We start from the raw sequence: 24,429 nt of genomic DNA on the forward strand, positions 1-24,429 counted from the left end.
GCACCCTGAGGCTCAATCGGGGCGAGAAGTTCGGCGCGCGGCCCGACCGCCGATGCTTTGTCCGAAGGCTCTAGTAATTTGGATCAGGCTATCGAGGAATCTGATGCGCTTATATCGGCTGCCGGGAGCCATTCTAAAGCGGAAGCACGATCCCTTTCGGAAAACCGCTTCACACTCTTCCCGATCATGCACTTGTGAGGTTAACCGCCCCAGTGTTGGCTTTGGTAGGGATCGCCGTGTCCGACCGGTGCTGAGTATGGGGCCGCGTGGGGAACATAGGCAAAGCCCCTAGCCGCACGCGGCGTCAATCGGGGGGCAAAAGTCTGTGTGGCAGACGCGGCATGCCGCTTATGATTTGTCGTTCCAGCACTGGCCGAGACGGTCAGGGCGACAAGGATACCCAAGGCCAAGATCGCACGCATCGCAATTGCTCCTGTTGAGTTGCTACGCGTACCTAGGCTTCGGCCCTTGCCGCACCAGTCCGCCACCTCTTCACGATTGCTCACGTCCCCGGCATCAAAGTACGGCGTCGAGTTCAACGCGAGCCTGCGTTCGACGACTTTCTGATTGCTGCTGTCGCTCTTGGCGCAAATGAAAGCAGGACCCGGGCCGGACTTTTGCCCTTCGATGACCCATCTGCCGATTTGCGCCTCGCATAACCAATGGCCGTACCGCCACAAAGCAAAACCCCCGGCAGTTTCCTGCCGGGGGCTCACTATCGATTGATAGATCGATATTAGAACGTGCGGTTGGCGCGGAGGAGCAGGGTCAGAGAGTTCTGATCCTTCAGCTCATACGTCGCAGTCGGCTTCGCGAAGGCGTTGATGGCCGGGATCGCGATTGTACCAGAGTACTTCTGATCCAGGCGCGACCAGCTCAGGTCAGCCGTGAACGCCAGGTTCTTGACCGGGGTCCAGACGGTGTTGACGCCGATGACGCCGAAGTTGAAGTCCGGGTTACAGGTCGCAGTAGCGGCACCGTAAGCGGCAACAAAGTTGGCGCAGATCAGGGCCTTGGCGTTGCTGGTGTAGCTCAGCGAAGCATAGCCACCATAGATCGCGCTCACCCAGTAGGGGTTCCAGTTGTGGGTGAAACCACCACGGACGCCCCAGGTCTTGACGGTCTCGATGCTACCGCCAGCGCCGAAGACGCCGTCAGCAATGCCAGCGAAACCGACGCTCTGGTAGGCGATGCCCGAACCGCTGTACATCGAGAAGCTCTGCGGGAACAGGACCTGGAAGTTCTGCCGGCTGTCGCCATCGGTGTAGACGGCCTGCAAGTTGATCGTGTCACCCGCACCAGTCGGGATGTTCTTGATCGACAACGAACCCTGGACAGCCCAACCCCACTTGTCGGAGGGATGACCGGAAGGTTCCGTTTGTGCGTAGTAGCCGGGATGCAGGTCATGCGCGGCAACCGAGAACTGGGCAAGACCCCAAGCCTGGTCAACACGAACAGCACCAACGATATCGGGAGAGCGCGTTCCACCCCAACCGTTGAGGCCGTACTGGCCCAGGACGAGAGCGTTACCAGCGTTTGTAGCAGCGGAGGAAAACAGCGGGACACCCGCACCACTAACAGAACCGCTGGCCGTGAAGGCGGTAACGTTCCACAGGTTGCCCTGACCGTTGGACTGCGTATCGGGGCTTTCCAACGCCAGCGAACCGGTGATGCCCTGACCGAAGTCAGCGGTATAGGCGAACTGGTTGATACCGGTGACGTGGTTGGAGCCGCCCGGAATGGTATCGGGACCACCAGCCGGGTAGGAATTCCACGGTGCGTCGAAGATCGAGACCGTGCGACCCATGGTGAAGCCAGCGAACTGGATGAACGCATGGTAGAGGCCGAGCGTGGCACCACCAGCCGCGAACGTCGCCGGGGCGCTGCCGGTGATGTTACCCGTATCGTAGCTGAAGATCATGTCAGCGTAGGTGCGGACAACACCGTATTCGGTCGCCGTGCGGGTATCGACGTTGAGGTCCATACGAGCGCGGGTGTAATAGTAGTTCGTCAGACGGTTGTTCGAACCACCGTTCGCCGCAGCCGGCTGGCTATTGTTGAAACCGTAGTCGTTGGCGCCGCCGAGGACTGCGTCAGCGCGCACGTAACCACCCAGCTTGATGCAGGTGTCAGTGCCGGGCATGTAGTAGAAACCCGCACCGTACAGGGAGCAGATCTTCACGTATTCGACCGCTTTGGCCTTCACGGGGAGATCGGCTGCCTGCGCTCCGCCCACGGCGATAAGACCCGCCGCTGAGCCGAGCAAAAGGCTCTTAACCAACTTCATGTTAAACCTCCAAGTTGCTCTTCAGGGAAGGTCACTGACCCGAATGGCCAATTCCCAAACCCCCTTTAAATCACCGCCTTGGCCACCTTCGCGTCTTCGGACACACCCGCATGAACGCGAGGGACTTAAGCGAAAGACCTAAACGGGACGACCTTGGGATGCCCCCCTCCGTCGCCCGATCACAATTACCGAACGACCTTGCACACACAACAACAGAACGCTCCGAAACGGGCCTATGGCGTGTGTTTTCCGACGGGTGTTGCACAAATAACACGCAGATGTGATCACGCGACGTCTGCAACATATTGTTTTTACTGTATTTTTTTGATCGGTTTCATCTGCCGCCGAAATTCCCGACCCGATGGTGCGCGGGTCGACTTACACACAGAGGCGGCTTTGACACGCTCGAATCGTGGAATCGGCCCACAGACTCAGAGGATGTGTAACGCGCCGTAACTCTCGTTGATCTCTGGCCGGTCGCGTGCAAACGGCCGGCACGGCGCAGACATTTATGTAGCTGAAGTCACGCGGCCGACTGGGGGAATCAGCACCGGCCTCCCTGCTGGCGGAGATTAAGGGGTTCGCCCGTCGATGCCTTCATAAGCCTCGAACGGCGCAGCAAGCCGGCATCTGCCTGGCAAAGCCGACCGCCGCGTGAAATTCCTAGTAAATTCAATCGCTTGATAGAGCGGACATGGCGTCGCCCACGGAAACTGTCTATGTCGCCCCTGCCAAACGCTTCAGTTCTGCGTCCGCTGTTCCGACGTGATGTTTCTCGACTGGAAGGCAAACCGTCCTGATTGGCGCGCAGTCCCGCGGAAATCGTTGGGAATATTCGAGCGAAAACACACGCTTCCAAATTGACCGGCCCAAGTAATTAGATGCATAAGGCTCGCACCGGAGAGGTGGCCGAGTGGCTGAAGGCAACGCTTTGCTAAAGCGTCATACGGTCTCAAGCTGTATCGAGGGTTCGAATCCCTCCCTCTCCGCCATCCAGCGGCAGAATCCCGGCCTATTCATCTGAAAAGCGACGTCGCACGGCTGCGAAAGCCCGGCGCCAGGATTCGCGCGGCTGAGCTCAGCCCGATTCGCGCGCTCTTTATATATGTATGTCCGCATCTCGCGGGCCGGACCGCCCGATCCGCGACTCACTACTGAGCCATTCTTCTGGGATCGCTCATGCCGCGCGGGCCAAGCCCGCATTTCTCACACGTCGCGGCACGACGCGGGAACTTGATTCAGCGCGACCGGATCGCCCCGTGAGGCCACGGGGCCGGATGCGCTTCTTAATTCAATGAGCGGATACCCACGCCCTCGCGTCACGCTGGGCGGCCGAGATCTCGACCTCGGACATCTGGCCGGCCACTTCCTGGCGCAGCGCGACGGCGTCCTTGCGGCCCTTCAGCGCAGCGAGGTTGAACCATTTGTGCGCGGCGACGAGGTCGACCAGGCCCGAGCGGCCGCTCGCCCAATAGATCCCACGCTCGAACAGAACGTCCGACAGCGCGCTTGCATCGATCGGCGTTGCCGCATCGAGATCGAAAGTACCCTGAAACATAACGCATCCCCTTTTTCTTATGCCGCCTCGTTCCCCGAGCGCGGCTCCCGTCCAACTCTGATTTGCGTGATCCCTTCTGGGATCCTGCGCTGTTCAACTCATCCCCGAGTCTTGTTGCCCAAGTCTTGTTGTCCAAGTCTTCTTGCCCCAGCCGTTTGCCGGCCTGTTGGAGACGATGATGGCGGGCAAATTTGAATGGCAGTTTAAGTATCGCGATGAAGCAGACGTAAACGGATGCGCGCGCCACACGCGCGGGAAATTCGAGAAGTCCCTGATATGCAGGCACTTCTACGATTCGTCAGATTTGGTTTACCTTGGGATTTTCGGACATCGATAACCATCGCGCGCGGTGGTGCGTGTCCTGTGGTGTTTCTCCACCGACTGTCGTCACCCGCCTTGTGCGCACTTGCGCACTGGGGACCCAGTATTCCCAGAGGCAGCAATCGTTCCCCGGGAAGCCGCGGTGTACTGGATCGCCCGGTCGAAGCCGGGCACCGCGTGCGGGAAAGCGGCGCGCAATCACACTACAGCTCTCGCCTGGCCCAAGACCCAAGCGGCCAAGGCAACGCGACGGCGCAGTGCGACTATCGTCGTGGTCAGATCAACAATGTCGGGAAAGGAATGCCGGCAATACCCCGGCCTCAGGGAACGAGGGCGTCGGCGAACACGTCAGGATCAGATTCCAAATTGGCCCGAAGGCCGTCTGTGGAATTGCGGAGCCCTTATTCAAGGAGCCGCACCGAACGAAGAAAACTGGTTTCTTCTGCCGGACCGGACTTTGACGAGCGAGCCCGTGAAAGCTGACGATCCGACCGTTGACCTGATGTCTCGCCGACACCCTCTATCGTCGACCAGAACCTCCAGGAGGCGCTGATGACGTGCCGGCTCTCTGGGAGCCGGCAACTTCAGAAGTCGAAGTTACTTCTTCTTCTTCGCGACCTTGCGGGTCTTCTTCGCAGTCTTCTTCACTGCGCTCTTCGCCTTCTTCGCCTTCTTCGCTTTCTTGGCCATGTTGCCCTCCGATGTGTGAGATGGCTTTAATCGCTGCGCGCATTCGGGGATCGAATGTGCACTCACCCCGAATACACCAACACGACGAAAAAAACATCTTCTCACTTAAGGAAGTGTTGACGACGCAGCGCGCGTGCGCCAGCCGCGATTGATTTGCCGGCACGCACAGACACGCGTCAGCGATTGCAAATGCTTCTCGTGACGCCGCCGTCGGCAAGCGCAGCGATCGCAGGAAAACACTATGCAGCAAGTATTATTCTGCGCGCGCACATCACGAATGATCAGTGCGATGATGCGCACTGCAAAGCGCGCGATGGCGTCGCGGGGACGAATCGCGGACTCTGAGTCGCGAATTTTGGCAACGAAATTATTTTCATGCTTAACGGCGGAAGCGCTCGTCAGAGCGTGTGCAAGTCGCCGTTTCATGCGAATCGCGCCGCCGCGATTCGCATCTGCAACGTGACCTCAACGGGATGAAGTTTGCTGTTTGCGATGCGTGCGCGCGTCTCGTCTCGACGTGGCGCGAGGTGACGGCAAGCATCTCGCCGTCTCGTCCGAACGCGCGACGTCAGACGCCGAGCTTGGACTTGAGCAGCTCGTTGACGCTCTGCGGGTTCGCCTTGCCGCCGGATGACTTCATCACCTGGCCGACGAACCAGCCGAGCGACTGCGGCTTGTCCTTCACCTGCGCGGCCTTGTCGGGATTGGCCGCGATGATGTCGTCGACAACCTTTTCGATCGCCGAAAGATCCGTGACCTGCTTCATGCCGCGGCTTTCGACCAACGCGCGAGGGTCGCCGCCCTCCTGCCAGACAATCTCGAACAGATCCTTGGCGATCTTGCCGCTGATCGTGCCCTCGCCGATCAGGTCGACGATCGCGGCAAGCTGCTCGGCGTTGACCGGAGAGCCCGTAATATCCCGTCCCTCCTTGTTGAGACGGCCGAACAGCTCGTTGATCACCCAGTTCGCCGCCATCTTGCCGTCGCGGGCGCGGTTGGCGAGCCTGTCGAGCACCGTTTCGTAGAACACCGCGCTCTCGCGCTCGGCGACGAGCACGCTCGCGTCGTAAGCCGACAGGCCGAGGTCGGCGACAAAGCGCGTCTTCTTCTGGTCCGGCAGCTCGGGGAGCTCAGCCTTCAGCTCGTCGACGAAGCTTTGCGAGAACTCCAGCGGCAGCAAATCCGGATCGGGGAAGTAGCGGTAGTCGTGCGCCTCTTCCTTCGAGCGCATCGAGCGCGTCTCACCCTTGTTGGGGTCGTAGAGCCGCGTCTCCTGGTCGATCTGACCGCCATCCTCGAGGATCTCGATCTGGCGGCGCGCTTCGTACTCGATCGCCTGGCCGATGAAGTTGATCGAGTTCATGTTCTTGATCTCGCAGCGGGTGCCGAGCGGCGCGCCCGGCTTGCGCACGGAGACGTTGACGTCGGCGCGCAAAGATCCCTTCTCCATGTCGCCGTCGCAGGTGCCGAGATAGCGCAGGATCGAGCGCAGCTTGGTCACATAGGCCTTGGCCTGCTCGGCGTCGCGGATGTCCGGTTTAGAGACAATCTCCATCAGCGCGACGCCGCAGCGGTTGAGATCGACAAAGGACAGCGACGGCGACTGGTCGTGCAGCAATTTTCCGGCGTCCTGCTCCAGGTGCAGCCGCTCGATGCCGATCGTGGCAGTCTTGCCGTCGCCCAATTCAACCGTGACCTCGCCCTCGCCGACAACGGGCGATTTGTACTGGCTGATCTGGTAGCCCTGCGGCGAGTCCGGATAGAAATAGTTTTTCCGGTCGAACACTGAACGCAGGTTGATTTTTGCGTTGAGGCCGAGGCCGGTCCGGACAGCCTGCCTGACGCATTCCCCGTTGATGACGGGCAGCATGCCTGGCATCGCCGCGTCAACGAGCGACACGTGGCTGTTCGGCTCGCCGCCGAACGTGGTGGACGCGCCCGAGAACAGCTTTGAGTTCGAGGTCACCTGGGCATGGATCTCCATGCCGATGACCATCTCCCAGTCGCCGGTTGAGCCCTTCAGAAGCTTGTGCGTGGCCGTGCTCATGTCTTGCTCCCGAGCAGCGTGGCAGCGATCCGCTCCCACTCCGCTTCCAATGAATCCTTTGCCGCAGGCTGGCCGGCCTGGCGGTACCAATAGCCGGCATTGCCGAGATCGCCTTCGACGCGGTGCAGATAGGCGTGCACCCAGGCGGCGGCGCGGCCATTGTCGTCCTGGACGATCTTGTGCGCCTGGTCCCAGTCGCCCTTCGCGGCCCACCAGAGACCGGCGAGCGGCGCGCTCAGGCCAGGCGCGGGCGCCGCGCCGTCGAGGCTCGCGATGAAATCGGCGACATTCACCACCACCTCGCGGGCGTGAAGCGGCCGGCGGCCTGCTCGATCACCTCGCTGAGCGAGAACAGCGTCTCCTCGTCGAAGGGACGGCCGATCAGCTGCAGGCCGAGCGGCAGACCCTGCGCGTCCTTGCCGGCGGGCACGGCGATGCCCGGCAGGCCCGCCATGTTCACCGTGACCGTGAAGATGTCGTTGAGATACATCTCGACGGGGTCGGCGCCGCCCTTCTCGCCGATGCCGAAGGCCGCCGACGGCGTCGCCGGCGTCAGGATCGCGTTGACGCCCTTGGCGAAGCAATCCTCAAAATCCTTCTTGATCAGCGTGCGCACCTTCTGGGCACGCAGGTAATAAGCGTCGTAATAGCCGGCCGAGAGCACATAGGTGCCGATCATGACGCGGCGGCGCACCTCCGCGCCAAAGCCTCTGGCGCGGGTGTTCTCGTAGAGCTCGGTGATGCTCTTGCCCTGCTCGCGCAGGCCATAGCGGACACCGTCATAGCGCGCGAGGTTAGACGAGGCCTCCGCCGGCGCCACGATGTAATAAGCCGGCAGCGCGTATTTGGTGTGCGGCAGCGACACCTCGACGAGCTCGGCGCCGGCCGCCTTCAGCCATGCCGCCCCCTCCCTCCAGAGCTTTTCGATTTCGGCCGGCATGCCATCGAGACGATATTCCTTGGGGATGCCGATCCTGAGGCCCTTCACGGACTTGCCGATCGCGGCTTCGTAGTCCGGCACGGCAATGTCGACGGAGGTCGTGTCCTTCGGATCGTGACCGGCCATCGAGCGCAGCAGCATCGCCGCATCGCGCGTGCTGCGCGCGATCGGTCCGGCCTGGTCGAGCGAGGAGGCAAAGGCGACGATGCCCCAGCGCGAGCAACGGCCATAGGTCGGCTTGATGCCGACGGTTGCGGTGAACGCGGCCGGCTGGCGGATCGAGCCGCCGGTGTCGGTCGCGGTCGCCCCCATGCAGAGCAGCGCCGCCACCGCGGAGGCCGAGCCGCCGGACGAGCCGCCCGGCACCAGCGTGGTGTTGCTTCCGTCGCGCCGCCAGGGATTGGCGACGGGACCGAAGCACGAGGTCTCGTTCGCCGAGCCCATCGCGAACTCGTCATTGTTGAGCTTGCCGAGCATCACCGCGCCGTCGCGCCAGAGCTGCGAGGTGATGGTCGACTCGTAGGTCGGCACGAAATCGCCGAGGATCTTCGAGCACGCCGTGGTGCGCACGCCCTTGGTCGCGAACAGGTCCTTGATGCCGAGCGGGATGCCGGCGAGCGGGCCGGCGTCGCCCTTGGCGATCTTCTCGTCCACGGCCTTCGCCATGTCACGCGCGCGATCGGGCGTCTCCATCACGAAGGCATTGAGCACGCGCGCGGCTTCGATCGCGCTCAGATGCGCGTCGGTCAGCTCGAGTGACGTGAAAGTCTTGTCGGCGAGACCCTTGCGGGCCTCGGCGAGCGTCAGCGATGTCAAATCGGTCATTTATTGATCGGGCTGCAGAAGAAGGGAGACAGGGTCTTGTCGTTGGCCGGGTCGTCTTTTTTCGCAGCGGCCTCGATCTCGTCGAGCACGGCATTGACGGCGACATTGGGATCGGCAGCCTTGCCCTGCCGCTCCATCTTGTCGAGGTAGTTCATGTAGGCCTGATAGGCCTTCTCATCGTCGCAAAGCATGCACATCGGACTTGGCCCTAAAAGCTACTCAACAACCTTGGGCACCAGGAAGAAGTGACCTTCGGTCGCAGGCGCGTTGGCAACGATATCGTCGGCGATCTCGCCGTCATTGACCACGTCTTGCCGCTTCTTCATCTGCATCGGGGTGACCGAGGTCATGGGCTCGACGCCCTCAACATTGACCTCGGAGAGGTGCTCGACAAAGGCGAGCATGGCGTTGAGCTCGCCCTGCAGATGCGGAACCTCGTCCTCGGAAACTGCAATGCGCGCCAGATGCGCGATGCGGCGGACGGTAGCGGCGTCGACGGACATTATATAAGGCCTCTCACGGCAAAACCTATGTGCCGTATAGCAGAGGCCGGTTTTGCGCCGCAACCGGCGCCGGGAGCTACCCGGCCATCTGGCGCAGCCGGGCCAGCGCCGATTTGGCGAGCTCCCGGGTCAATTCGGCCGCGGGGACCTCACGGCCGAGCGCGATGGCCTGTCCGGCCCAGAGATTGGTGAAATCCACCCTGCCCTGCTTTTCGGCAGCCGTCTTCAGCGGCCCCAGCGCCGTCGCCGCATGGGGAAACGGCGGCGCGTCCGGCGAGATCGGGCCGGCCTCGCGAATCAGCCGGTTCTGGACACCGCGCGCCGGGCGGCCGGTCATCACATTGGTGATGACGGTGGAATCGTCCCGCGCCTCGGCAAGCGCCTTGCGGCCGCCTGCGCTGACCTTGGATTCCGGACAGCGCAAGTAAGCGCTGCCGATCTGCACGCCGGAGGCGCCGAGCGCGAAGGCGGCTGCGATGCCGCGCCCGTCGGCGATGCCGCCGGCCGCGATCACCGGCACCTTCACGGCATCGGCGACCTGCGGCACCAGCGCGAACGTGCCGGGCTGCTCCGAGATCTTGTCGGTCAGGAACATGCCGCGATGGCCGCCGGCCTCGGCGCCTTGCGCAATGACGGCATCGACGCTGCGCTGTTCGAGCCAAACCGCTTCCTTCACCGTCGTGGCGGACGAGATGACGAGACAGCCTGCCGCCTTGACGCGCTTGAGCAGCGTCGGCTCCGGCAGGCCGAAATGGAAGCTGACGACCTCCGGCTTCAGCTCCTCGACCACCTCGCAGAAAGAGGCATCGAAAGGTGCGCGGTTCGCCGCATTGATCGGCGCAGCGGGATCGAGGCCATGCTCGGTGTAATAGCCCGTGAGCCGCCGCTTCCAGCGCGCTTCGGCCTCGGCCGTGAGCTCGATCGGCGTGTGGCAGAAGAAGTTCATGTTGACCGGCGCCTTCACGCGCTGGCGGATGACGTTGACCTGCTCGCGCGCCTTCTCCGGCGACAGCATCGCGCTCGGCAACGAGCCGAGCCCGCCGCCCTGAGCCACAGCGATCACCAGTTCGGCGTCCATCACGCCGGCCATCGGCGCCAGCACGATCGGAAATTCGGTCTTGAAGAGATCGATCAGTCGACGGTCAGGCCACATGGTGTGTCTCTCTTGGTTCAGGCGAGCGATGCGATGGCGTTGCGCCGGCCGGCAAGGAGCTGCTCGGCCTCAGTCGCAATCCGTTCGACGATCTCGGCCGCCGGTGGAATATCATGAATCAGGCCGACCGCTTCTCCCGCAAAGACGGCCGCGACTTCGAAATCGCCCGCCATTTTTGCCGCGGCGTATTCCTTGGCAACGTCGTCTGCGCGCTGCATCAGCTCGACCTCGCGGCCGGTCCAGGTCTTGATATGGCCGTTGACCAGCGTTCGCGCAGTGAACGGCGCCGGCCAGAACAGTTTTCGCGACCAGTCGGGAACGACGCCGCGCACTGTGTCGTTCGAATCGGCTGTCCGGATGCGCTCCTTGGCGTCCGCAGCGGCATTGGCCTCCACGCTCGCATAGAAGCGCGTGCCGACCAGCACGCCGGAGGCGCCCAGCACCATCATCGCGGCGAGGCCCCGACCATCGGCGATCCCGCCAGCCGCGACGACAGGCACGCGCCCGGCCGCGAGATCGACGATTGCTGGCACGATATCGAGTGTCGTTCGCGATGCGCCATGGCCGCCCGCCTCCGTCCCCTGCGCGATCAAGATCTCCGCGCCGGCATCGAGCGCCTGTTTCGCCATGTCCTCGCTCTGGATCTGGCACATCAATCGCGCACCGCTGGCCTTGATCTGCGGCGCGAACGGCGCGGGATCGCCGAACGACAACATGACGGCCTGCGGGCGGGCGTCGAGCGCGATCTCAAGAAGCTCGGGTTGCTTTGACAGGCTCCAGGTGATGAAGCCGATGCCGAACGGCGCAAAACCCTTCAACTCCGCGGCCTCGGCCTGAAGTCGGGCGCGGTCACCGTAGCCACCACCGAGGATCCCGAAGCCGCCGGCCTCGCTGACGGCGCGGGTGAGCCGGCTGCCCGCGATCGTGTCCATGGGCGCCGACAGGATCGGATGCCTGATCCCGAGAAGCTCCGTCAGCGGCGTGGTGATCGGCATGCGTTCTCCCGCTCTGGACAGAAACATTAGGCCCAACTAGCATTCTCGAAAAATGAATTGTAGCGAACGCTGCCATCACAAAAGCGAAACGACACCATGGAACTCAGCGACATCCAGACCTTTGCCGCGGTCGCCCGCACCGGGGGCATCACGCGCGCCGCCGAAGAGCTCAACACGGTGCAATCCAACGTCACCCAGCGCATCAAGGCCTTGGAGGCCGAGATCGGCACACCGCTGTTCGAGCGTCACAGCCGCGGCATGACGCTGACCGGCGCCGGCAAGAGGCTGTTGCCTTACGCGCAACGAATGGCGGCGTTGTCGCGCGAAGCCGTGCTCGCCGCGCGCGACGACGGCGAGCCGAAGGGGCCGCTGGCGATCGGATCGATGGAGACGACGGCGGCAGTGCGGCTGCCGCCGCTGCTGTCCGATTTCCACCGCCGTTTCCCCGCCGTGCGCCTCAGCCTGCGCACGTCGCCGACCGCCGATCTCGTCGCCGGCGTGCTCGAAGGCACACTCGATGGCGCCTTCGTCGCCGGCCCCATCGCGCACGCCGACCTCACCGTAACAAGCGCATTTCGCGAAGAGCTGGTGCTGGTCAGCGCGCGGCGCTGGGCCTCGCTTGCCGAACTGCGCGCCGGCACCCCGGAATCCGGCCCGACGGCGCTCGCGTTCCGCACCGGTTGCACCTATCGGCAGCGGCTCGAGCAGATCTTCGTCGAATTCGGCTGGCCTTCGGCAGCGCGCTTCGAGCTCGGCACGCTCGACGGCATGATCGGCTGCGTCGCCGCCGACATGGGCGTGACGCTCCTGCCGCGCGCTGTGGTCGAGCGCAGCGCGATGAACGGCAGCGTGACGATGCACGCGCTGAGCCCGTCGCATGCCCGCGTCGAGACGCTGTTCATCCAGCGCCGCGCCGGCCATCAAACCAGCGCGCTTCATGGCTTCTTGTCATGCCTGACCAGGGCCGACGACATCATCGCGGCCTGATGAACCACCGCCGCAGCGCAACGGGAGCCAAGATCGGGGTTCACTCCGCGGCGCGACGCGTGATATGCGCTAGTCCATGCCGGCTCTTATCCTGCCCCTCGTCGATGCTGCAACCCACTGGCCCGACCGCGGCGGGTTGATCGGCCTTGATCTTGGCACCAAGACCATTGGCGTTGCCGTATCCAATCCGGACCGCCGGCTCGCGACCGGTGTCGAGACCATCCAGCGCAAGGCGTTCAAGCAGGACGCCGCGCGGCTGCTCGCCATCGCAGCCGAACGCAAGGTCGTCGGCTTCGTGCTCGGCCTGCCCATCAACATGGACGGCAGCGAGGGCCCGCGCGCCCAGTCGACCCGCGCGTTTGCGCGCAATCTGGCCAACCTCACCACGCTTCCGATCGGCCTCTGGGACGAGCGCCTCTCGACTGCGGCGGTCGAGCGCGAGCTGATCGGCATGGACGTCAGCCGCGCCAAGCGCGCCGAGGTGATCGACGAGCACGCCGCGATCTTCATCCTGCAGGGCGCGCTCGACCGGCTCGCCAATCTTCGTACGGCTTCAGAGAATGGCTGATCCATGGCCGTCGTGATCGCGGCGCTGCTGCCGGTCTTCATCCTCATCGTGCTCGGCGTGGTGCTCAGGCGCAGCCTGATGCGGCTCGACACGCAATGGCATGGGCTGGAGCGGCTGACTTATTTCGTGCTGTTTCCGATGCTGCTGATCCAGACGCTGGTGAAGGCCGACCTCACAAAAGTGCCGGTCGCCGGCGTCGGCGGCGCGCTGCTGCTGTCGGCGCTGGCGATGTCGCTGTTGTGCCTTGCGCTGCGGCCAGCCTTGGCGCGCCTCGACATCGACGGCCCCGCCTTCACCTCGATCTTCCAGGGCGCGACGCGCTGGCAGACCTATGTCGCGCTGTCGGTCTCCGCCAATTTGTACGGTGACGTCGGACTGGCGCTGGCCTCGGTCGCGATGGTCGCGATCATTCCGCTGGTCAACGTGTTCAGCGTCGCCGTGCTCGCGCATTACGCCGCGCCGGAGAAGCAATCGGCGCGCGCCATCGTCATGACCGTGATCCGCAATCCACTGATCTGGGCCTGCGCGATCGGCCTCTTCATCAACGTCACCCATCTGCCGCTGCCGAAAATCTGGCACGAGGTTGCCGACGCGCTCGGCCGCTCCTCGCTCGCCATCGGCCTGCTCGTCACCGGCGCCGGCCTCCAGCTCAAGGGCCTGCTCCGCCCGAGTCTCGGTGCAACGCTGGGCGTGGCGTTCAAGCTGGCGTTGATGCCGGTGCTCGCGCTGGCACTCGCCGTCTGGTTCGGCCTGTCAGGTATCAACCTCGCGATCGTCGCGATCTGCGCGGCGGTGCCGACCTCGCCCAGCGCCTACGTGCTGGCCCGCCAGATGGGCGGCGATGCACCGCTGCTGGCGCAGATCATCACGCTGCAAACGATTTTGGCGGCGATCACGATGCCGATCGCGATCGCGTTGGTGGCCACCGGGCCCTAAACGTAAGGCCCACCGAGGAAGAGGACACCCGTGTTCATGCCCGAATGGAGCATCACTGGTAGCCAAGTGGAATTAGCTCGCAAGCGAAAATAGCCAAGCACGAGGCCTATTGCAAAAAGCCAGGAGCGGTCATACCAGCCGTACTGCGTGTGGTTGAGCGCCCAGAGGGCCGCTGTTAGCACGACGGCGCCGTACGGCCCGAGAAACGACTGAGACCAGCCCCGAAACATAAATCCTCGGAAAACGAACTCCTCGAACACCGGCGCCCCAACGCAGATCCCGATCGCCAAAGTGAACAACCCTATCGACCCTCCAACCAGGATGCCGGAATTGGTCTGAGGCTCCACCATGCCAAGCTTGATCGTCACGAAGGTGTCGATGGTCATCAGAATGATCATGACGCCGAACCCGCAGACCACCTCGTCGCGACTCGGCCAGTTCAGCGCCAGATAGTCGGCGAAATCTCTTCCGGCCATCCGGACCGCTACCCACAATACAGCGATCGCAGCCGGCGTTCCCAGGATGATGCCTGACGCCTGCCAGCGACCCTGCTCCCACACTGCTTGAAACTCGGCCGGCGTCAGGTTCTTCGTTCCGCCATAGGCGGCGAGCAAGAGCCTCAGCGCGAACCCGCCCGTCAGCACAAATGCACCGTAAGCAAGTAAGACGACGAGCAACGTCTGCATGAAATCCCATGTCCGGGGCGGCCGGGTTGAGCCGGCCGCGGACGGGCCTGCCTTTTCGAGTTCGGACATCTGGGCTTTCCCCGACAATGTCGGAGCAAAGGTGGGTGTAGGTACTACCCCAACATAGTAGGCGATCGTCGGACGGGCAATTGCCCCTGCTCAGGATCAGCGCGGTCGAAACAACAGGCCCCCGCCTCAGCCCCCCAGCCACATCGTCAGCACCACCGCCGTCATGTTGTTCAACGCGTGCAGCACGATGGTGAGCCAGAGCGAATTGGCGCGGTAGCGCATGTAGCCGAACCAGAGGCCGATGGAGAACACCTCGGCGAGAAAGTACAGATCGTATTGCAGATGCACCGCCGTCCACACCAGCGACGACAGGATGATCGCGCCGGGCACGCGCAGGAAGCTCGCCGACCAGCCGCGGAACAGGAAGCCGCGCGCGAGCACCTCCTCCGACATCGGCGCGGCCACGCTGAAGGCGAACAGCAGCAACAGCGCGGCGCCCTTGTCACGGCCCGATTTCAACAGGTCAGTCATGAAGCCTGGCGTGGCCTCACGGCCGAAGGATCGCGACACGACCTCCCAGGCCATCACGACCAGGATGAGGCCGGCGGCGCCGAGCAAAAGCTGGCTCCAGGCCGGCCAGCGCAGCGCCAGATAGTCAACGAAGGATGCCTTCTTGATGCGGATGGCGAGCCACACCGCCGCGAGCGTCGCAGGCAGGCCCATGATCACGGACAGCGCCAGCGCCTGCGGTTCGCGGCCGACCGACTGGATCGAGTTCATGTCGAGCGGCAGCCCGCGCATGACCCCTAGCAGCAGGACCGCCCCAACCTGGCCGACGAACATCGCGACAAAGACAAGCAGGCCCCACAACGCTGTGCCCCAGAACTTCCAGACGCGCAGGGGCGCAGGCCTCAAGATCAGCGGCGGATGATCGGGATTGAGCGTGTCCATCAGAAGGCTTTCGTTTGGCGGGCTCACGGCAGCGCCCGCTCCAGCAGCCCACGCACCTCACCGCTCTCGAGCTCCACGGCACCGTACATGCTGGCGTGATTGACGGCGAGGCGCGTCGCGGCGAACAGCTCAGCGTGGTGGGATGAGACGCCGTTGAGCGCGGCTGCGGCGCCCAGCAGCGCCAGCTTCTCGACCGCGAGCCGCGCGATGCGCTCGCCGTCGGCGCGACGGAAAGCTTTCCCGATAAGAGCGACCGCCTCGCTCGCCCCGGGCAGGTCTTTCGTCTCGGCCGCAAGCGATTGCAGCACGGCCATCGCCGCCTCCGGCTCGCGCGAGAGCGCGCGCAGCACGTCGAGGCACATCACGTTGCCCGAGCCTTCCCAGATCGCGTTGACCGGCGACTCCCGGTAGTGGCGCGCCAGAATGCCGTCCTCGACATAGCCGTTGCCGCCGAGGCACTCCATTGCTTCATAAAGGAATGGCGGTGCGCTCTTGCAGGTCCAGTATTTGATCGCGGGCGTCAGCAGACGCATGTAGGCCGCGTCAGCCGCGTCATGCGGCGTGCGGTCGAAAGCGCGGCAGAGCCGCATGACGAGCGCGGTGCTCGCCTCGACATGCAGCGCCATGTCGGACAGCACGGCCTGCATCAAGGGCTGATCGGCGAGATGTTTCTGGAACACACTGCGGTGACGGGCGTGATGCAGCGCGTGCGCGAGGCCCGAGCGCATCAGGCCGACCGAGGCAATCGCGCAATCCTGCCGCGTCAACTGCACCATCTGGATAATGGTGCGGATGCCCTTGCCTTCTTCACCAACGCATTCGGCATGGGCGCCGACGAACTCGACTTCCGAGGACGCATTCGAACGATTGCCGAGCTTGTCCTTCAGCCGCTGGAACTGGATCGCATTGACCGATCCATCCGGCGCGAAGCGCGGCATGAAGAAGCAGGTCAGCCCCTGCTCGGCCTGCGCCAGGACCAGGAACGCGTCGCACATCGGCGCCGACATGAACCATTTGTGGCCGGTGATGCGGTAGGCGTTCCCGTCGCGCACCGCGCGCGTGATGTTGGCGCGCACGTCAGTGCCGCCCTGCTTCTCGGTCATGCCCATGCCGAGCGTCATGCCGCGCTTGTCCCACCACGGCGTGAAGCTGGGATCGTAGCTCTTCGTCGATAACACCGGCATCACCTTGGCGAGCAGGTCCGGCTGCATCGCCAGCGCCGCGACGGAGGCGCGGGTCATCGTCATCGGGCAGAGATGCCCGGTCTCGACCTGCGAGGCCATGTAGAACTTTGCTGCACGAATGACTTCGGCGGCATCTCCCACCGATTTCCCATCCGCCGTCCACGTCGAATTGTGCACGCCGGCATGCGCGCTGTGCGCCATCAGCTCGTGATAGGCGGGATGAAACTCGACCTGGTCGCGGCGATTGCCCTTGGCATCGAAGGCGCGGAGTTTCGGCGTGTTCTCGTTCGCTGCGCGCCCGCGATCGGCCATCGCCGCCGAGCCCCAATGTTTCCCGAACTCGGACAGCTCCCGCTCCGCGGCGGCGCCGCCATTGGCCTTCACAGCGTCGCCCAGCGGGCGATCGACGGCAAACAGGTTGACGTCCTCGAACGGCGGCGACTGGTTGAAGACCTCATGGGTCGCGAAGCTTGGCTGGGTCATCTGCGCTTCCTCGGACCGGAATCAGTTCCGCCGCGGCTGGATCGGGAAATCATAGGCCGCCCCGCCCGCCCCCGGCAGGGAAAAATGCCACCACTCCTTCGAATAGTTCACAAAGCCTTGCTTCGCCATCGCGGCCACCAGCCGTCTGCGCCAGGCGCGCTGATCGGGCGTGATCGACGGTGCTGCGGTATGCCCCTTCGCATCGGTGCAATCATAGCCGGTGCCCATGTCGACGCTGCCTTCCGGCGGCCGCGCCTCGACCGGCGCCGTGCAGTCGGCGTAGGATCTTGACGGATCGATCTTGGCGGAATTGTCAGCCTTGAGATCGACCAGCGTAAGATCCAGCGCGGCACCTGTCGAATGCTGCGAGCGGCTCGCGATATAGCCGAGGCGGAACAGCTCGGTCTTGGGGATCTTCGGATTGTAGCGCCGATCGGCTGATGTCTCGTGGCCGTTCTGCGACCATTTCACCATGTCGAGCGAGGCGCGCGCCGGTCGGTAGCAGTCGAACATTTTCAGCGACAGGTTCTGCGCGGCCAGATCCTGCTGGACCGCTTTCAGTCGCAGCCCGACGTCGCGCTTCACCACGCACTCGCCGGCGCCATAGCCGGCGAGCGGGCGACCGACGAAGTTGTTCGCGGTGGCATAGCGAATGTCCTGAATGATGGTGGGATCGACGTCGCGCAGATAGACGAAGCCGCCGGGAGGCGATTGGGCTGAAGCGGATGAGATTATGGTTATCGCACCAATCGCCGTCGGAAATAATCTCACGAGATGCCTCCACATCGTCATGGCCGGGCTTGTCCCGGCCATCCACGCCTTTTCTGCGGCAGCACCTAAGAACGTGGATGCCCGGGACAAGCCCGGGCATGACGGAGATAGACGGCTTGGGCATGCAACGTCGGCAATAGGCCGACAGATCAGGGGATAACTCCCCGCCCCGGCATTGGCCCTTGCTCCCTCCGCCATCCGCGCCTATAGCTCTCGCTTTAATGACATCGAAATCGACCTTCGTCCTCGGCCACCGGCATTTGCTGGGCATCGAGGGCCTTTCCGCGGCCGACATCAGCGGCCTCCTCGACCTGTCCGAAGAATATGTCGAGCTCAACCGCCAGGTTGACAAGAAGCGCACCGTCCTGCGTGGACGGACGCAGGTAAACCTGTTCTTCGAGGCCTCGACCCGGACCCAGTCTTCGTTCGAGCTCGCCGGCAAACGCTTGGGTGCCGACGTCATGAACATGTCGGTGTCCTCCTCGTCCATCAAGAAGGGCGAGACGCTGGTCGACACCGCGATGACGCTGAACGCCATGCATCCGGATATCCTGGTGGTGCGCCATCACGCCTCCGGCGCGGTGGAACTGCTGGCCCGCAAGGTTGACGGTTCCGTGATCAATGCCGGCGACGGCGCGCATGAGCATCCGACGCAGGCGCTGCTCGACGCACTCACCATCCGCCGCAACAAGGGCCGGATCGAGGGCCTCGTGGTCGCGATCTGCGGTGACGTGCTGCATTCGCGCGTCGCCCGCTCCAACATCATCCTGCTCAACGCCATGGGCGCCCGCGTCCGCGTCGTCGGCCCCTCCACGCTGCTGCCGCCCGGCATCGAGCGGATGGGCGTCGAGGTCGCGCGCGACATGCGCGAAGGGCTCAACGGCGCGGATATCGTCATGATGCTGCGGCTGCAGCGCGAGCGCATGAATGGCTCCTTCGTGCCGTCGACCTCCGAATATTTCCACTATTTCGGGCTCGACCAGAAGAAGCTCGCCTACGCCAAGCCCGACGCACTCGTGATGCATCCAGGCCCCATGAACCGCGGCGTCGAGATCGACACGGCGGTCGCCGACGGCGCACAGTCCCTGATCCGCGAACAGGTGGAGATGGGCGTGGCCGTGCGCATGGCGGTGCTCGAAGCGCTCGCCCGCAACCTGCCGAACGCGTGATGCTCATGCTGATTGACCGCCGCCCGATCCTGCTCGCCAACGCCCGCGTCGTCGATCCCAGCAGGGATTTCGACGGTCCCGGCGACGTCCTGATTGCCGACGGCGTCATCCGCGAGACCCGTCGCGGCATTGGTGCCGCCGGTGTCCCCGAGGGCACCGACGTCGTCAATTGCTCCGGCATGATCGTGGCGCCCGGCCTGATCGACATGCGCGCCTTCGTCGGCGAGCCCGGCTTCAGCCATCGCGAGACCTTTGCGTCCGCGAGCCAGGCGGCCGCGACCGGCGGCATCACCACCATCATCTGCCAGCCCGAGACGTCTCCCGTCATCGACAACTCCGCGACCGTCGATTTCGTGATGCGGCGTGCGCGCGACACCGCGATCGTCAACATCCAGCCGATGGCGGCGCTGACCAAGGGCATGCGCGGCGAGGAGATGACCGAGTTCGGCCTGCTCAAGGCCGCAGGCGCCGTGGCCTTCAGCGATGGCGACCGCAGCGTCACCAATGCGCAGGTGATGCGGCGCGCGCTGACCTACGCGCGCGACTTCGACGCGCTGATCGTGCATCACACCGAGGACCCCGATCTCGTCGGCGAAGGCGTGATGAACGAGGGCGAGTTCGCCTCGCGCCTCGGCCTGATGGGCATCCCCAAGGCCGCCGAGGCCGTGATCCTCGAACGCGACATGCGCCTGGTTGCACTGACCGGCGGCCGCTATCACGCCGCCTCACTGTCCTGCATCGAGTCGCTTGAGATCCTGAAGCGCGCCCGCGACGCAGGCCTTGCCGTCACCGCCTCGGTCTCGATCAACCATCTTGCGCTGAACGAGAACGACATCGGCCCCTACCGGTCCTTCCTGAAATTGTCGCCGCCGCTGCGCACCGAGGACGATCGCCGCGCGCTGGTGGAGGCGGTGGCCTCCGGCCTCGTCGACGTCATCATGTCCGATCACAATCCGCACGACGTCGAGATGAAGCGCCTGCCGTTTGCGGAAGCGGCTCCAGGCGCCATCGGGCTCGAGACCATGCTGCCCGCGGGCCTGCGGCTGGTTCATAATGAGGAGCTCGACCTCAAGACGCTGATCCGGGCGATGTCGACCCGGCCGGCGGAGATTCTGGGCCTGCCCGGCGGAACTCTGCGCGCAGGCAGCCCGGCCGACGTCATCGTGATCGATCCCGACGTGCCCTGGGTGGTCGATCCCGCCGACCTCAAATCGCCGTGCAAGAACACCCCGTTCGACGAAGCCCGCTTTACAGGTCGCGTGGTGCGGACCATCGTTGGCGGACGGACGGTTTTTGAGCATGTCTAGGATGCCGTCTTTTGGCGATGCGGGGCCCGTCTCGCGTCGCGGCAATATGTCAGGACCGGATCATGGGCGCTGGCTATGTCGGCCATGGAGACACCGCCATGGGGCTTGATGCATTCCTGCCGGTGGCCTTCGTCATCGGCTACTTGCTTGGCTCGATTCCGTTCGGGCTGGTGCTGACCAGGCTTGCCGGCACGCAGGATATCCGCTCGATCGGTTCCGGCAGCATCGGCGCCACCAATGTGCTGCGCACCGGCCGCAAGAGTCTCGCCGCGGGCACCCTGCTGCTCGATGCGCTCAAGGGCACCGTGGCCGTGCTGATCGCCGGCTACATCGCCGGCCCCAATGCCGCGATGGTGGCGGGCCTCGGCGCCTTCCTCGGCCATCTCTTCCCGGTCTGGCTGAAGTTCAAAGGCGGCAAGGGCGTCGCGGTCTATATCGGCATCCTGCTAGGGCTGATTCCGGCCGGTGCCTTGGTCTTCTGTATCCTTTGGCTCGCCACCGCCTTCACCACCCGCTACTCGTCGCTCTCGGCGCTCGTGGCGGCGTTCGTAACGCCAATCTCACTCTGGTTTTTTGGCAACTATGAGTTGGCCTCACTGGCCGTGGTGCTGACGCTGCTGTTGTTCTACGCGCATCGCGAGAACATCAAGCGGCTGCAATCAGGCAAGGAAAGCCGGATCGGCGAGAAGGCGTAAGGCCGGAAAAAGTCCGGATACCGCCGCGGGGCAACCGCATTATATGCCAATTCCTGTTCGCAACTCGGAAGCCTTTCGCGGCCACAGTGGCGAGCGGGTTCCATGCCTGTCATCCTGACGGCGGAAATGGTGTTACGCGGTTGCTCAGAATGAGCGAGAAGATGGACGGCACGCATGACGACGGCGGCTCGCAGGGCACTGCGGCAAGCCGGCTGCTCTCATCGACCAACGTCTGGTCCAACGTGCCCTTACTGCCTCCCGCGCCGAAGCCTGTCCCCGCACCTCCACCTGCTCCCGTGGTGCAAGCTCCTGCAACGGTCAAGGTCGTAACCAGTGCTGCGCCTGCCCAGCCGCGCGCCGAGCCATGGCCGCCACGAAAACTGTCACTAGCGCTTCAGGGCGGCGGGACCTTTGCCGCCTTCACCTGGGGCGTGCTGGAGCGGCTGCTGGAAGAGCCGTCGATTGAATTCGATACCATCAGCGGCGCCAGCGCCGGCGCCATCAACGCGCTGCTGCTGGCCTGCGGCCTTGCCGAAGGCGGCCGCGAAGGCGCTCGCAGCCGGCTGAACCGGTTCTGGATCCGGCTGATGCACGAGGCCTCGTTCCGCTCGCTGATGCTGATCGGCGGCTTCTCGCCGGCGGGAAGCTCGCTCGCCTTCGGGCCGACGTTGCGCTCCGGCCAGTTCGATCCGTTCGATCTCGATCCGCTGCGCCTGGCGCTGTCACGCGACATCAATTTTGCCGGCTTGCGCGATGCCAGATGCCCTAGGCTTTTGATCGCGGCAACGCGGATCCGCGACGGGCAGCAACAGATTTTTGGCAATGACGCCGTGACCGCCGACGTCGCGCTGGCCTCGACCTGCCCGCCGTTGGTTCACTGCGCCGTCGAGATCGACGGCGAGGGCTATTGGGATGGCGGGCTTGGCGGCAATCCGCCGCTGATCGAGCTGGCGCAGCAATCGGCAACCGCCGATCTGCTGCTCGTCCAGGTCACGCCCACGCGCGACAGCTATGTGCCGATCACGCTCGCCGCGATCGATCGCCGCCTCGACCAGATCGCGGCCAACGCCGCGCTCAACGCCGAGATCGCAGCAATCGCATGGGCGCAGTCCCACGCAGCCAACGCGCTGCGGCTCTCCAAGATCGCCGCGGAAGACTCGATCGAGGGCCTGGCGCAGCGCTCGTCCACCGACCTCGGCCGCGGCTTCATCCGCCTGTTGCACCGAAGCGGCCGCGAAGCCGCCGAGCGCTGGCTCGGGCAGAGTTCGCATGCCGCCGCGGTGCAGATCAAATCGGACGATCGCGAACCCGCGCTAGCCTGACTTCGCCAGCGCATCCTCCAGGAACCACGCCGCCGCCAGCGCGCTCGCGTCGTTGCCGAAGCGCGCGATCACCTGCACACCGATCGGGAGGCCCCCGACCTTCATCACCGGCACGTTGACGCAAGGGTTGCCCATCAGCGTCCACAGCCGGTTGTAGCGGGGCGAGCCGGTCGAGGCGAGCTCCTTGGCCGGCGCTGTGCCCGGCGCCGAATAGGTCAGCAGCACGTCGAAACCCTCGAACATTTCAGCCAACTCGCGACGACCGCGTCGCGCGATCCGGCGGGCGTCGTCATATTCCTTCGGCGTCAGTCCGACAGTGGCGTCGAGACTCTCGCGCAGCATCGGCGCGATCTCGTCGTGATGCTGGTCGAACTCCCAGGCGAGCGCGCGATGCGCCTCAAAATCCTGGATGATGGGATGGATGCGCCAGGCTTCCTGCACCGCCTCGGGCAGATCGATGGTCTTCACGCTGGCGCCGGCGCGCCCGGCCGCCTTGATCGCCGCCAGCAACCCCTCTTCGGCCGCCGGCTCGACGGCCTCGGCAAACTCCTGCCTGACAACGCCGATGCGCGGCGTCTTCGCCGCGACAATGCCGTCGAATTCAGTACGCCCGGTGATTGCCAGCAACCCGCGCGCGAGATCCTCTGCGCGGGATCCAAACAGGCCGACCGTGTCGAGCGCCCACGAATAGCATTTGACGCCGATGGTCGGCAGCATCCGGAACGACGGCTTGATCGCGGCTGCGCCGCAATAGGCGGCGGGCCGGATCACCGATCCGCCGGTCTGGGTGCCCAACGCCAGCGGGATCATGCCGGCGCCGACGGCCGCCGCCGAGCCCGAGGACGAGCCGCCCGGCGTATGGCCCAGATTGTGCGGATTGAGCGTCGGGGTCGGATCGCGCGAGGCGAACGCCGTGGTCGTGGTCTTGCCGATGATGGTGGCGCCCGCCCGCTTCAGCATCATCACCACCGGCGCGTCCGAGCGCGGCTGCCAGCCGCGGTAGATCTCCGAGCCCATCTCGGTCGGCATATCAGCGGTGTCGATGATGTCCTTGATGCCGACCGCGATGCCCCGCAGCGGGCCGGAGGACTGAGCTTTCGCCGACTTGTCGTGACGGACGAAGGCGCGAACGTCCTTCTCCTTGGCCTCGATCGCCGCGTGCGACTGGGCGATGGCGTCATCGGGCGAAAGCTCTCCGCTCGCGACGCGGCGCTGGAGGTCGGCGAGTGAGATCATGGCAAAACCCTTCTTATTGGGATCGCTTTTAGCATCGCGACGAGGCCGTGCAAGCGCACGTCGACGCGAGCAATCCATGCGTGGAGTCTGGCGAGACAACACCGATCGAATGAATGCGTCGAGCAGTTCAAGAGAGGCATCTCGGCCGCAGCACTCGTCGCCGCGCGCGCTGGTCCTTAGGCCCAAAATTAGAAACGGTGACTTTCTATCATTTCTATTTATGCCGCAATTCAAAAGCGCCACCGTGAGGCCACAACGAAGGCCCGCGACGCAACTTCTTCCAAACGGCAGACGCTGATGCGTCACCGCCGTCGGACCTCAACCAAGCACAGGAGCGACTACCATGGATACGACCCGTTATGCTTCCCTCGTTGGCCGGCTGATGATCGGCCTCCCGTTTGCAATGAGCGGCTTCGGCAAGCTCGCCGCCTATGGTGCGACGACCGCCTACATCGCCTCTGCTGGATTACCGGTGCCGCCGGTGGCTTATGCGATCGCAGTTCTGGTCGAACTCGGTGGCGGTCTCTTGCTGATCGCAGGCTATCAGGCCCGCTCGGTCGCGCTGGCGCTCGCCATCTTCTCGGTGGCTGCCGGGGTCTCGTTCCACAACAACTTTGCCGATCAGAATCAGATGATCCATTTCCTCAAGAACGTGATGATGGCGGGCGGACTGCTTCAGATCTATGCCTTCGGCGCTGGTGCGTTCAGCCTTGACGCACGCCTCTTGCGTGGCAGCGTCGGTGCCGTTCAGGCGGCGCACGCGCGCTAACCGGACGAGTTTGGGAAGACCCCGTCGACCGCGGCGG

22 protein-coding genes and 1 tRNA gene are annotated in these 24,429 nt (G+C 64.2%); 9 read left to right on the forward strand and 14 right to left on the reverse strand.

The features are described from left to right. Window positions 1-736 precede the first annotated feature (736 nt). Window positions 737-2,287 carry a porin gene (locus tag ABID59_RS12760; RefSeq protein ID WP_354032663.1) on the reverse strand — a complete coding sequence of 517 codons (1,551 nt, stop codon included), beginning with the start codon at window positions 2,285-2,287 and terminating at the stop codon, window positions 737-739. Window positions 2,288-3,186: 899 nt separating this feature from the next. Between ABID59_RS12760 and ABID59_RS12765 the strand changes: the two genes are divergently transcribed. Beyond that, window positions 3,187-3,279: transfer RNA gene (locus ABID59_RS12765), tRNA-Ser, on the forward strand. 299 nt (window positions 3,280-3,578) lie between these two features. Here the strand turns inward: ABID59_RS12765 and ABID59_RS12770 are convergent. The 8 genes from ABID59_RS12770 to ABID59_RS12805 all read right to left on the reverse strand — a co-directional run bounded on the left by ABID59_RS12770 (window position 3,579) and on the right by ABID59_RS12805 (window position 11,319). Beyond that, complete coding sequence (locus ABID59_RS12770) at window positions 3,579-3,845, reverse strand: hypothetical protein (RefSeq protein WP_148754922.1); 267 nt, start codon at window positions 3,843-3,845, stop codon at window positions 3,579-3,581. Between the two features lie 1,579 nt (window positions 3,846-5,424). After that, window positions 5,425-6,903 carry an Asp-tRNA(Asn)/Glu-tRNA(Gln) amidotransferase subunit GatB gene (gene gatB, locus ABID59_RS12775; RefSeq protein ID WP_354083627.1) on the reverse strand — a complete coding sequence of 493 codons (1,479 nt, stop codon included), beginning with the start codon at window positions 6,901-6,903 and terminating at the stop codon, window positions 5,425-5,427. After that, window positions 6,900-7,202, reverse strand: a complete 303-nt coding sequence (locus ABID59_RS12780) for a hypothetical protein (protein WP_354032661.1) — start codon at window positions 7,200-7,202, stop codon at window positions 6,900-6,902. The genes gatB and ABID59_RS12780 overlap by 4 nt, the downstream gene beginning before the upstream one ends. After that, window positions 7,193-8,668 carry an Asp-tRNA(Asn)/Glu-tRNA(Gln) amidotransferase subunit GatA gene (gene gatA, locus ABID59_RS12785; protein WP_354083628.1) on the reverse strand — a complete coding sequence of 492 codons (1,476 nt, stop codon included), beginning with the start codon at window positions 8,666-8,668 and terminating at the stop codon, window positions 7,193-7,195. The genes ABID59_RS12780 and gatA overlap by 10 nt, the downstream gene beginning before the upstream one ends. After that, window positions 8,665-8,865 (reverse strand): hypothetical protein, encoded by a 201-nt coding sequence (locus ABID59_RS12790; protein ID WP_354083629.1) that lies wholly within the window; start codon window positions 8,863-8,865, stop codon window positions 8,665-8,667. Before ABID59_RS12790 ends, gatA begins: the two co-directional genes overlap by 4 nt. A gap of 18 nt (window positions 8,866-8,883) precedes the next feature. Beyond that, window positions 8,884-9,171, reverse strand: coding sequence for an Asp-tRNA(Asn)/Glu-tRNA(Gln) amidotransferase subunit GatC (gene gatC, locus ABID59_RS12795; RefSeq protein ID WP_354083630.1), 288 nt, complete (start codon window positions 9,169-9,171; stop codon window positions 8,884-8,886). Window positions 9,172-9,247: 76 nt separating this feature from the next. After that, window positions 9,248-10,324: an NAD(P)H-dependent flavin oxidoreductase gene (locus ABID59_RS12800; RefSeq protein WP_354083631.1), complete on the reverse strand. Its 1,077-nt coding sequence runs from the start codon at window positions 10,322-10,324 to the stop codon at window positions 9,248-9,250. A gap of 17 nt (window positions 10,325-10,341) precedes the next feature. Next, the gene (locus tag ABID59_RS12805; protein WP_354083632.1) at window positions 10,342-11,319 is read right to left on the reverse strand and encodes an NAD(P)H-dependent flavin oxidoreductase; all 978 of its coding nucleotides are present in this window, start codon (window positions 11,317-11,319) and stop codon (window positions 10,342-10,344) included. A 96-nt stretch (window positions 11,320-11,415) separates the two neighbouring features. Between ABID59_RS12805 and ABID59_RS12810 the strand changes: the two genes are divergently transcribed. The 3 genes from ABID59_RS12810 to ABID59_RS12820 all read left to right on the forward strand — a co-directional run bounded on the left by ABID59_RS12810 (window position 11,416) and on the right by ABID59_RS12820 (window position 13,810). Then, window positions 11,416-12,306 carry a LysR family transcriptional regulator gene (locus ABID59_RS12810; protein ID WP_354083633.1) on the forward strand — a complete coding sequence of 297 codons (891 nt, stop codon included), beginning with the start codon at window positions 11,416-11,418 and terminating at the stop codon, window positions 12,304-12,306. Between the two features lie 76 nt (window positions 12,307-12,382). Next, complete coding sequence (ruvX, locus tag ABID59_RS12815) at window positions 12,383-12,874, forward strand: Holliday junction resolvase RuvX (protein WP_148754915.1); 492 nt, start codon at window positions 12,383-12,385, stop codon at window positions 12,872-12,874. Between the two features lie 3 nt (window positions 12,875-12,877). After that, window positions 12,878-13,810: an AEC family transporter gene (locus ABID59_RS12820; protein WP_354083634.1), complete on the forward strand. Its 933-nt coding sequence runs from the start codon at window positions 12,878-12,880 to the stop codon at window positions 13,808-13,810. Here the strand turns inward: ABID59_RS12820 and ABID59_RS12825 are convergent. The 4 genes from ABID59_RS12825 to ABID59_RS12840 form a co-directional block, all read right to left on the reverse strand. Further along, window positions 13,807-14,565: a CPBP family intramembrane glutamic endopeptidase gene (locus ABID59_RS12825; protein ID WP_354083635.1), complete on the reverse strand. Its 759-nt coding sequence runs from the start codon at window positions 14,563-14,565 to the stop codon at window positions 13,807-13,809. The two genes, ABID59_RS12820 and ABID59_RS12825, sit on opposite strands and share 4 nt — an antisense overlap. 126 nt (window positions 14,566-14,691) lie before the next feature. Further along, a complete protein-coding gene (locus tag ABID59_RS12830) occupies window positions 14,692-15,456 on the reverse strand; it encodes a CPBP family intramembrane glutamic endopeptidase (RefSeq protein ID WP_148754937.1) in 765 nt (254 codons plus the stop codon). A 23-nt stretch (window positions 15,457-15,479) separates the two neighbouring features. Then, window positions 15,480-17,123, reverse strand: coding sequence for an acyl-CoA dehydrogenase family protein (locus tag ABID59_RS12835; protein ID WP_354083636.1), 1,644 nt, complete (start codon window positions 17,121-17,123; stop codon window positions 15,480-15,482). 21 nt (window positions 17,124-17,144) lie between these two features. Further along, window positions 17,145-17,894: a M15 family metallopeptidase gene (locus ABID59_RS12840; protein ID WP_502916797.1), complete on the reverse strand. Its 750-nt coding sequence runs from the start codon at window positions 17,892-17,894 to the stop codon at window positions 17,145-17,147. A gap of 221 nt (window positions 17,895-18,115) precedes the next feature. Here ABID59_RS12840 and ABID59_RS12845 point away from each other — a divergent pair, with 221 nt between their 5' ends. The 4 genes from ABID59_RS12845 (at window position 18,116) to ABID59_RS12860 (ending at window position 22,387) form a co-directional block, all read left to right on the forward strand. After that, window positions 18,116-19,063, forward strand: a complete 948-nt coding sequence (locus tag ABID59_RS12845) for an aspartate carbamoyltransferase catalytic subunit (RefSeq protein ID WP_148754911.1) — start codon at window positions 18,116-18,118, stop codon at window positions 19,061-19,063. Between the two features lie 5 nt (window positions 19,064-19,068). Continuing rightward, window positions 19,069-20,370 carry a dihydroorotase gene (locus ABID59_RS12850; RefSeq protein ID WP_148754936.1) on the forward strand — a complete coding sequence of 434 codons (1,302 nt, stop codon included), beginning with the start codon at window positions 19,069-19,071 and terminating at the stop codon, window positions 20,368-20,370. A 98-nt stretch (window positions 20,371-20,468) separates the two neighbouring features. Then, window positions 20,469-21,065 (forward strand): glycerol-3-phosphate 1-O-acyltransferase PlsY, encoded by a 597-nt coding sequence (gene plsY / locus ABID59_RS12855; RefSeq protein ID WP_354084048.1) that lies wholly within the window; start codon window positions 20,469-20,471, stop codon window positions 21,063-21,065. A gap of 149 nt (window positions 21,066-21,214) precedes the next feature. Then, the gene (locus ABID59_RS12860) at window positions 21,215-22,387 is read left to right on the forward strand and encodes a patatin-like phospholipase family protein (protein ID WP_354083637.1); all 1,173 of its coding nucleotides are present in this window, start codon (window positions 21,215-21,217) and stop codon (window positions 22,385-22,387) included. On the opposite strand, the gene ABID59_RS12865 is transcribed toward ABID59_RS12860, so the two are convergent. After that, window positions 22,379-23,623 carry an amidase gene (locus ABID59_RS12865; RefSeq protein WP_354083638.1) on the reverse strand — a complete coding sequence of 415 codons (1,245 nt, stop codon included), beginning with the start codon at window positions 23,621-23,623 and terminating at the stop codon, window positions 22,379-22,381. The genes ABID59_RS12860 and ABID59_RS12865 overlap by 9 nt on opposite strands. A gap of 343 nt (window positions 23,624-23,966) precedes the next feature. Here ABID59_RS12865 and ABID59_RS12870 point away from each other — a divergent pair, with 343 nt between their 5' ends. Beyond that, window positions 23,967-24,392, forward strand: coding sequence for a DoxX family protein (locus ABID59_RS12870; protein WP_148754908.1), 426 nt, complete (start codon window positions 23,967-23,969; stop codon window positions 24,390-24,392). Window positions 24,393-24,429 lie beyond the last annotated feature (37 nt).

Source organism: Bradyrhizobium sp. S3.3.6 (assembly GCF_040546905.1).
Lineage (GTDB): Bacteria > Pseudomonadota > Alphaproteobacteria > Rhizobiales > Xanthobacteraceae > Bradyrhizobium > Bradyrhizobium cytisi.

Excerpts from the sequence above, each read along its gene's own strand:
- ABID59_RS12865 (WP_354083638.1), bottom strand. The coding sequence starts at position 23,623 with ATGATCTCACTCGCCGACCTCCAGCGCCGCGTCGCGAGCGGAGAGCTT.
- gatB (WP_354083627.1), bottom strand. The coding sequence starts at position 6,903 with ATGAGCACGGCCACGCACAAGCTTCTGAAGGGCTCAACCGGCGACTGG.
- gatA (WP_354083628.1), bottom strand. The coding sequence starts at position 8,668 with ATGACCGATTTGACATCGCTGACGCTCGCCGAGGCCCGCAAGGGTCTC.
- ABID59_RS12850 (WP_148754936.1), top strand. The coding sequence starts at position 19,069 with ATGCTGATTGACCGCCGCCCGATCCTGCTCGCCAACGCCCGCGTCGTC.
- ABID59_RS12845 (WP_148754911.1), top strand. The coding sequence starts at position 18,116 with ATGACATCGAAATCGACCTTCGTCCTCGGCCACCGGCATTTGCTGGGC.
- ABID59_RS12870 (WP_148754908.1), top strand. The coding sequence starts at position 23,967 with ATGGATACGACCCGTTATGCTTCCCTCGTTGGCCGGCTGATGATCGGC.
- ABID59_RS12760 (WP_354032663.1), bottom strand. The coding sequence starts at position 2,287 with ATGAAGTTGGTTAAGAGCCTTTTGCTCGGCTCAGCGGCGGGTCTTATC.
- ruvX (WP_148754915.1), top strand. The coding sequence starts at position 12,383 with ATGCCGGCTCTTATCCTGCCCCTCGTCGATGCTGCAACCCACTGGCCC.
- ABID59_RS12820 (WP_354083634.1), top strand. The coding sequence starts at position 12,878 with ATGGCCGTCGTGATCGCGGCGCTGCTGCCGGTCTTCATCCTCATCGTG.
- ABID59_RS12825 (WP_354083635.1), bottom strand. The coding sequence starts at position 14,565 with ATGTCCGAACTCGAAAAGGCAGGCCCGTCCGCGGCCGGCTCAACCCGG.
- gatC (WP_354083630.1), bottom strand. The coding sequence starts at position 9,171 with ATGTCCGTCGACGCCGCTACCGTCCGCCGCATCGCGCATCTGGCGCGC.
- plsY (WP_354084048.1), top strand. The coding sequence starts at position 20,469 with ATGGGGCTTGATGCATTCCTGCCGGTGGCCTTCGTCATCGGCTACTTG.
- ABID59_RS12800 (WP_354083631.1), bottom strand. The coding sequence starts at position 10,324 with ATGTGGCCTGACCGTCGACTGATCGATCTCTTCAAGACCGAATTTCCG.
- ABID59_RS12790 (WP_354083629.1), bottom strand. The coding sequence starts at position 8,865 with ATGTGCATGCTTTGCGACGATGAGAAGGCCTATCAGGCCTACATGAAC.
- ABID59_RS12810 (WP_354083633.1), top strand. The coding sequence starts at position 11,416 with ATGGAACTCAGCGACATCCAGACCTTTGCCGCGGTCGCCCGCACCGGG.
- ABID59_RS12860 (WP_354083637.1), top strand. The coding sequence starts at position 21,215 with ATGAGCGAGAAGATGGACGGCACGCATGACGACGGCGGCTCGCAGGGC.
- ABID59_RS12835 (WP_354083636.1), bottom strand. The coding sequence starts at position 17,123 with ATGACCCAGCCAAGCTTCGCGACCCATGAGGTCTTCAACCAGTCGCCG.
- ABID59_RS12830 (WP_148754937.1), bottom strand. The coding sequence starts at position 15,456 with ATGGACACGCTCAATCCCGATCATCCGCCGCTGATCTTGAGGCCTGCG.
- ABID59_RS12805 (WP_354083632.1), bottom strand. The coding sequence starts at position 11,319 with ATGCCGATCACCACGCCGCTGACGGAGCTTCTCGGGATCAGGCATCCG.
- ABID59_RS12770 (WP_148754922.1), bottom strand. The coding sequence starts at position 3,845 with ATGTTTCAGGGTACTTTCGATCTCGATGCGGCAACGCCGATCGATGCA.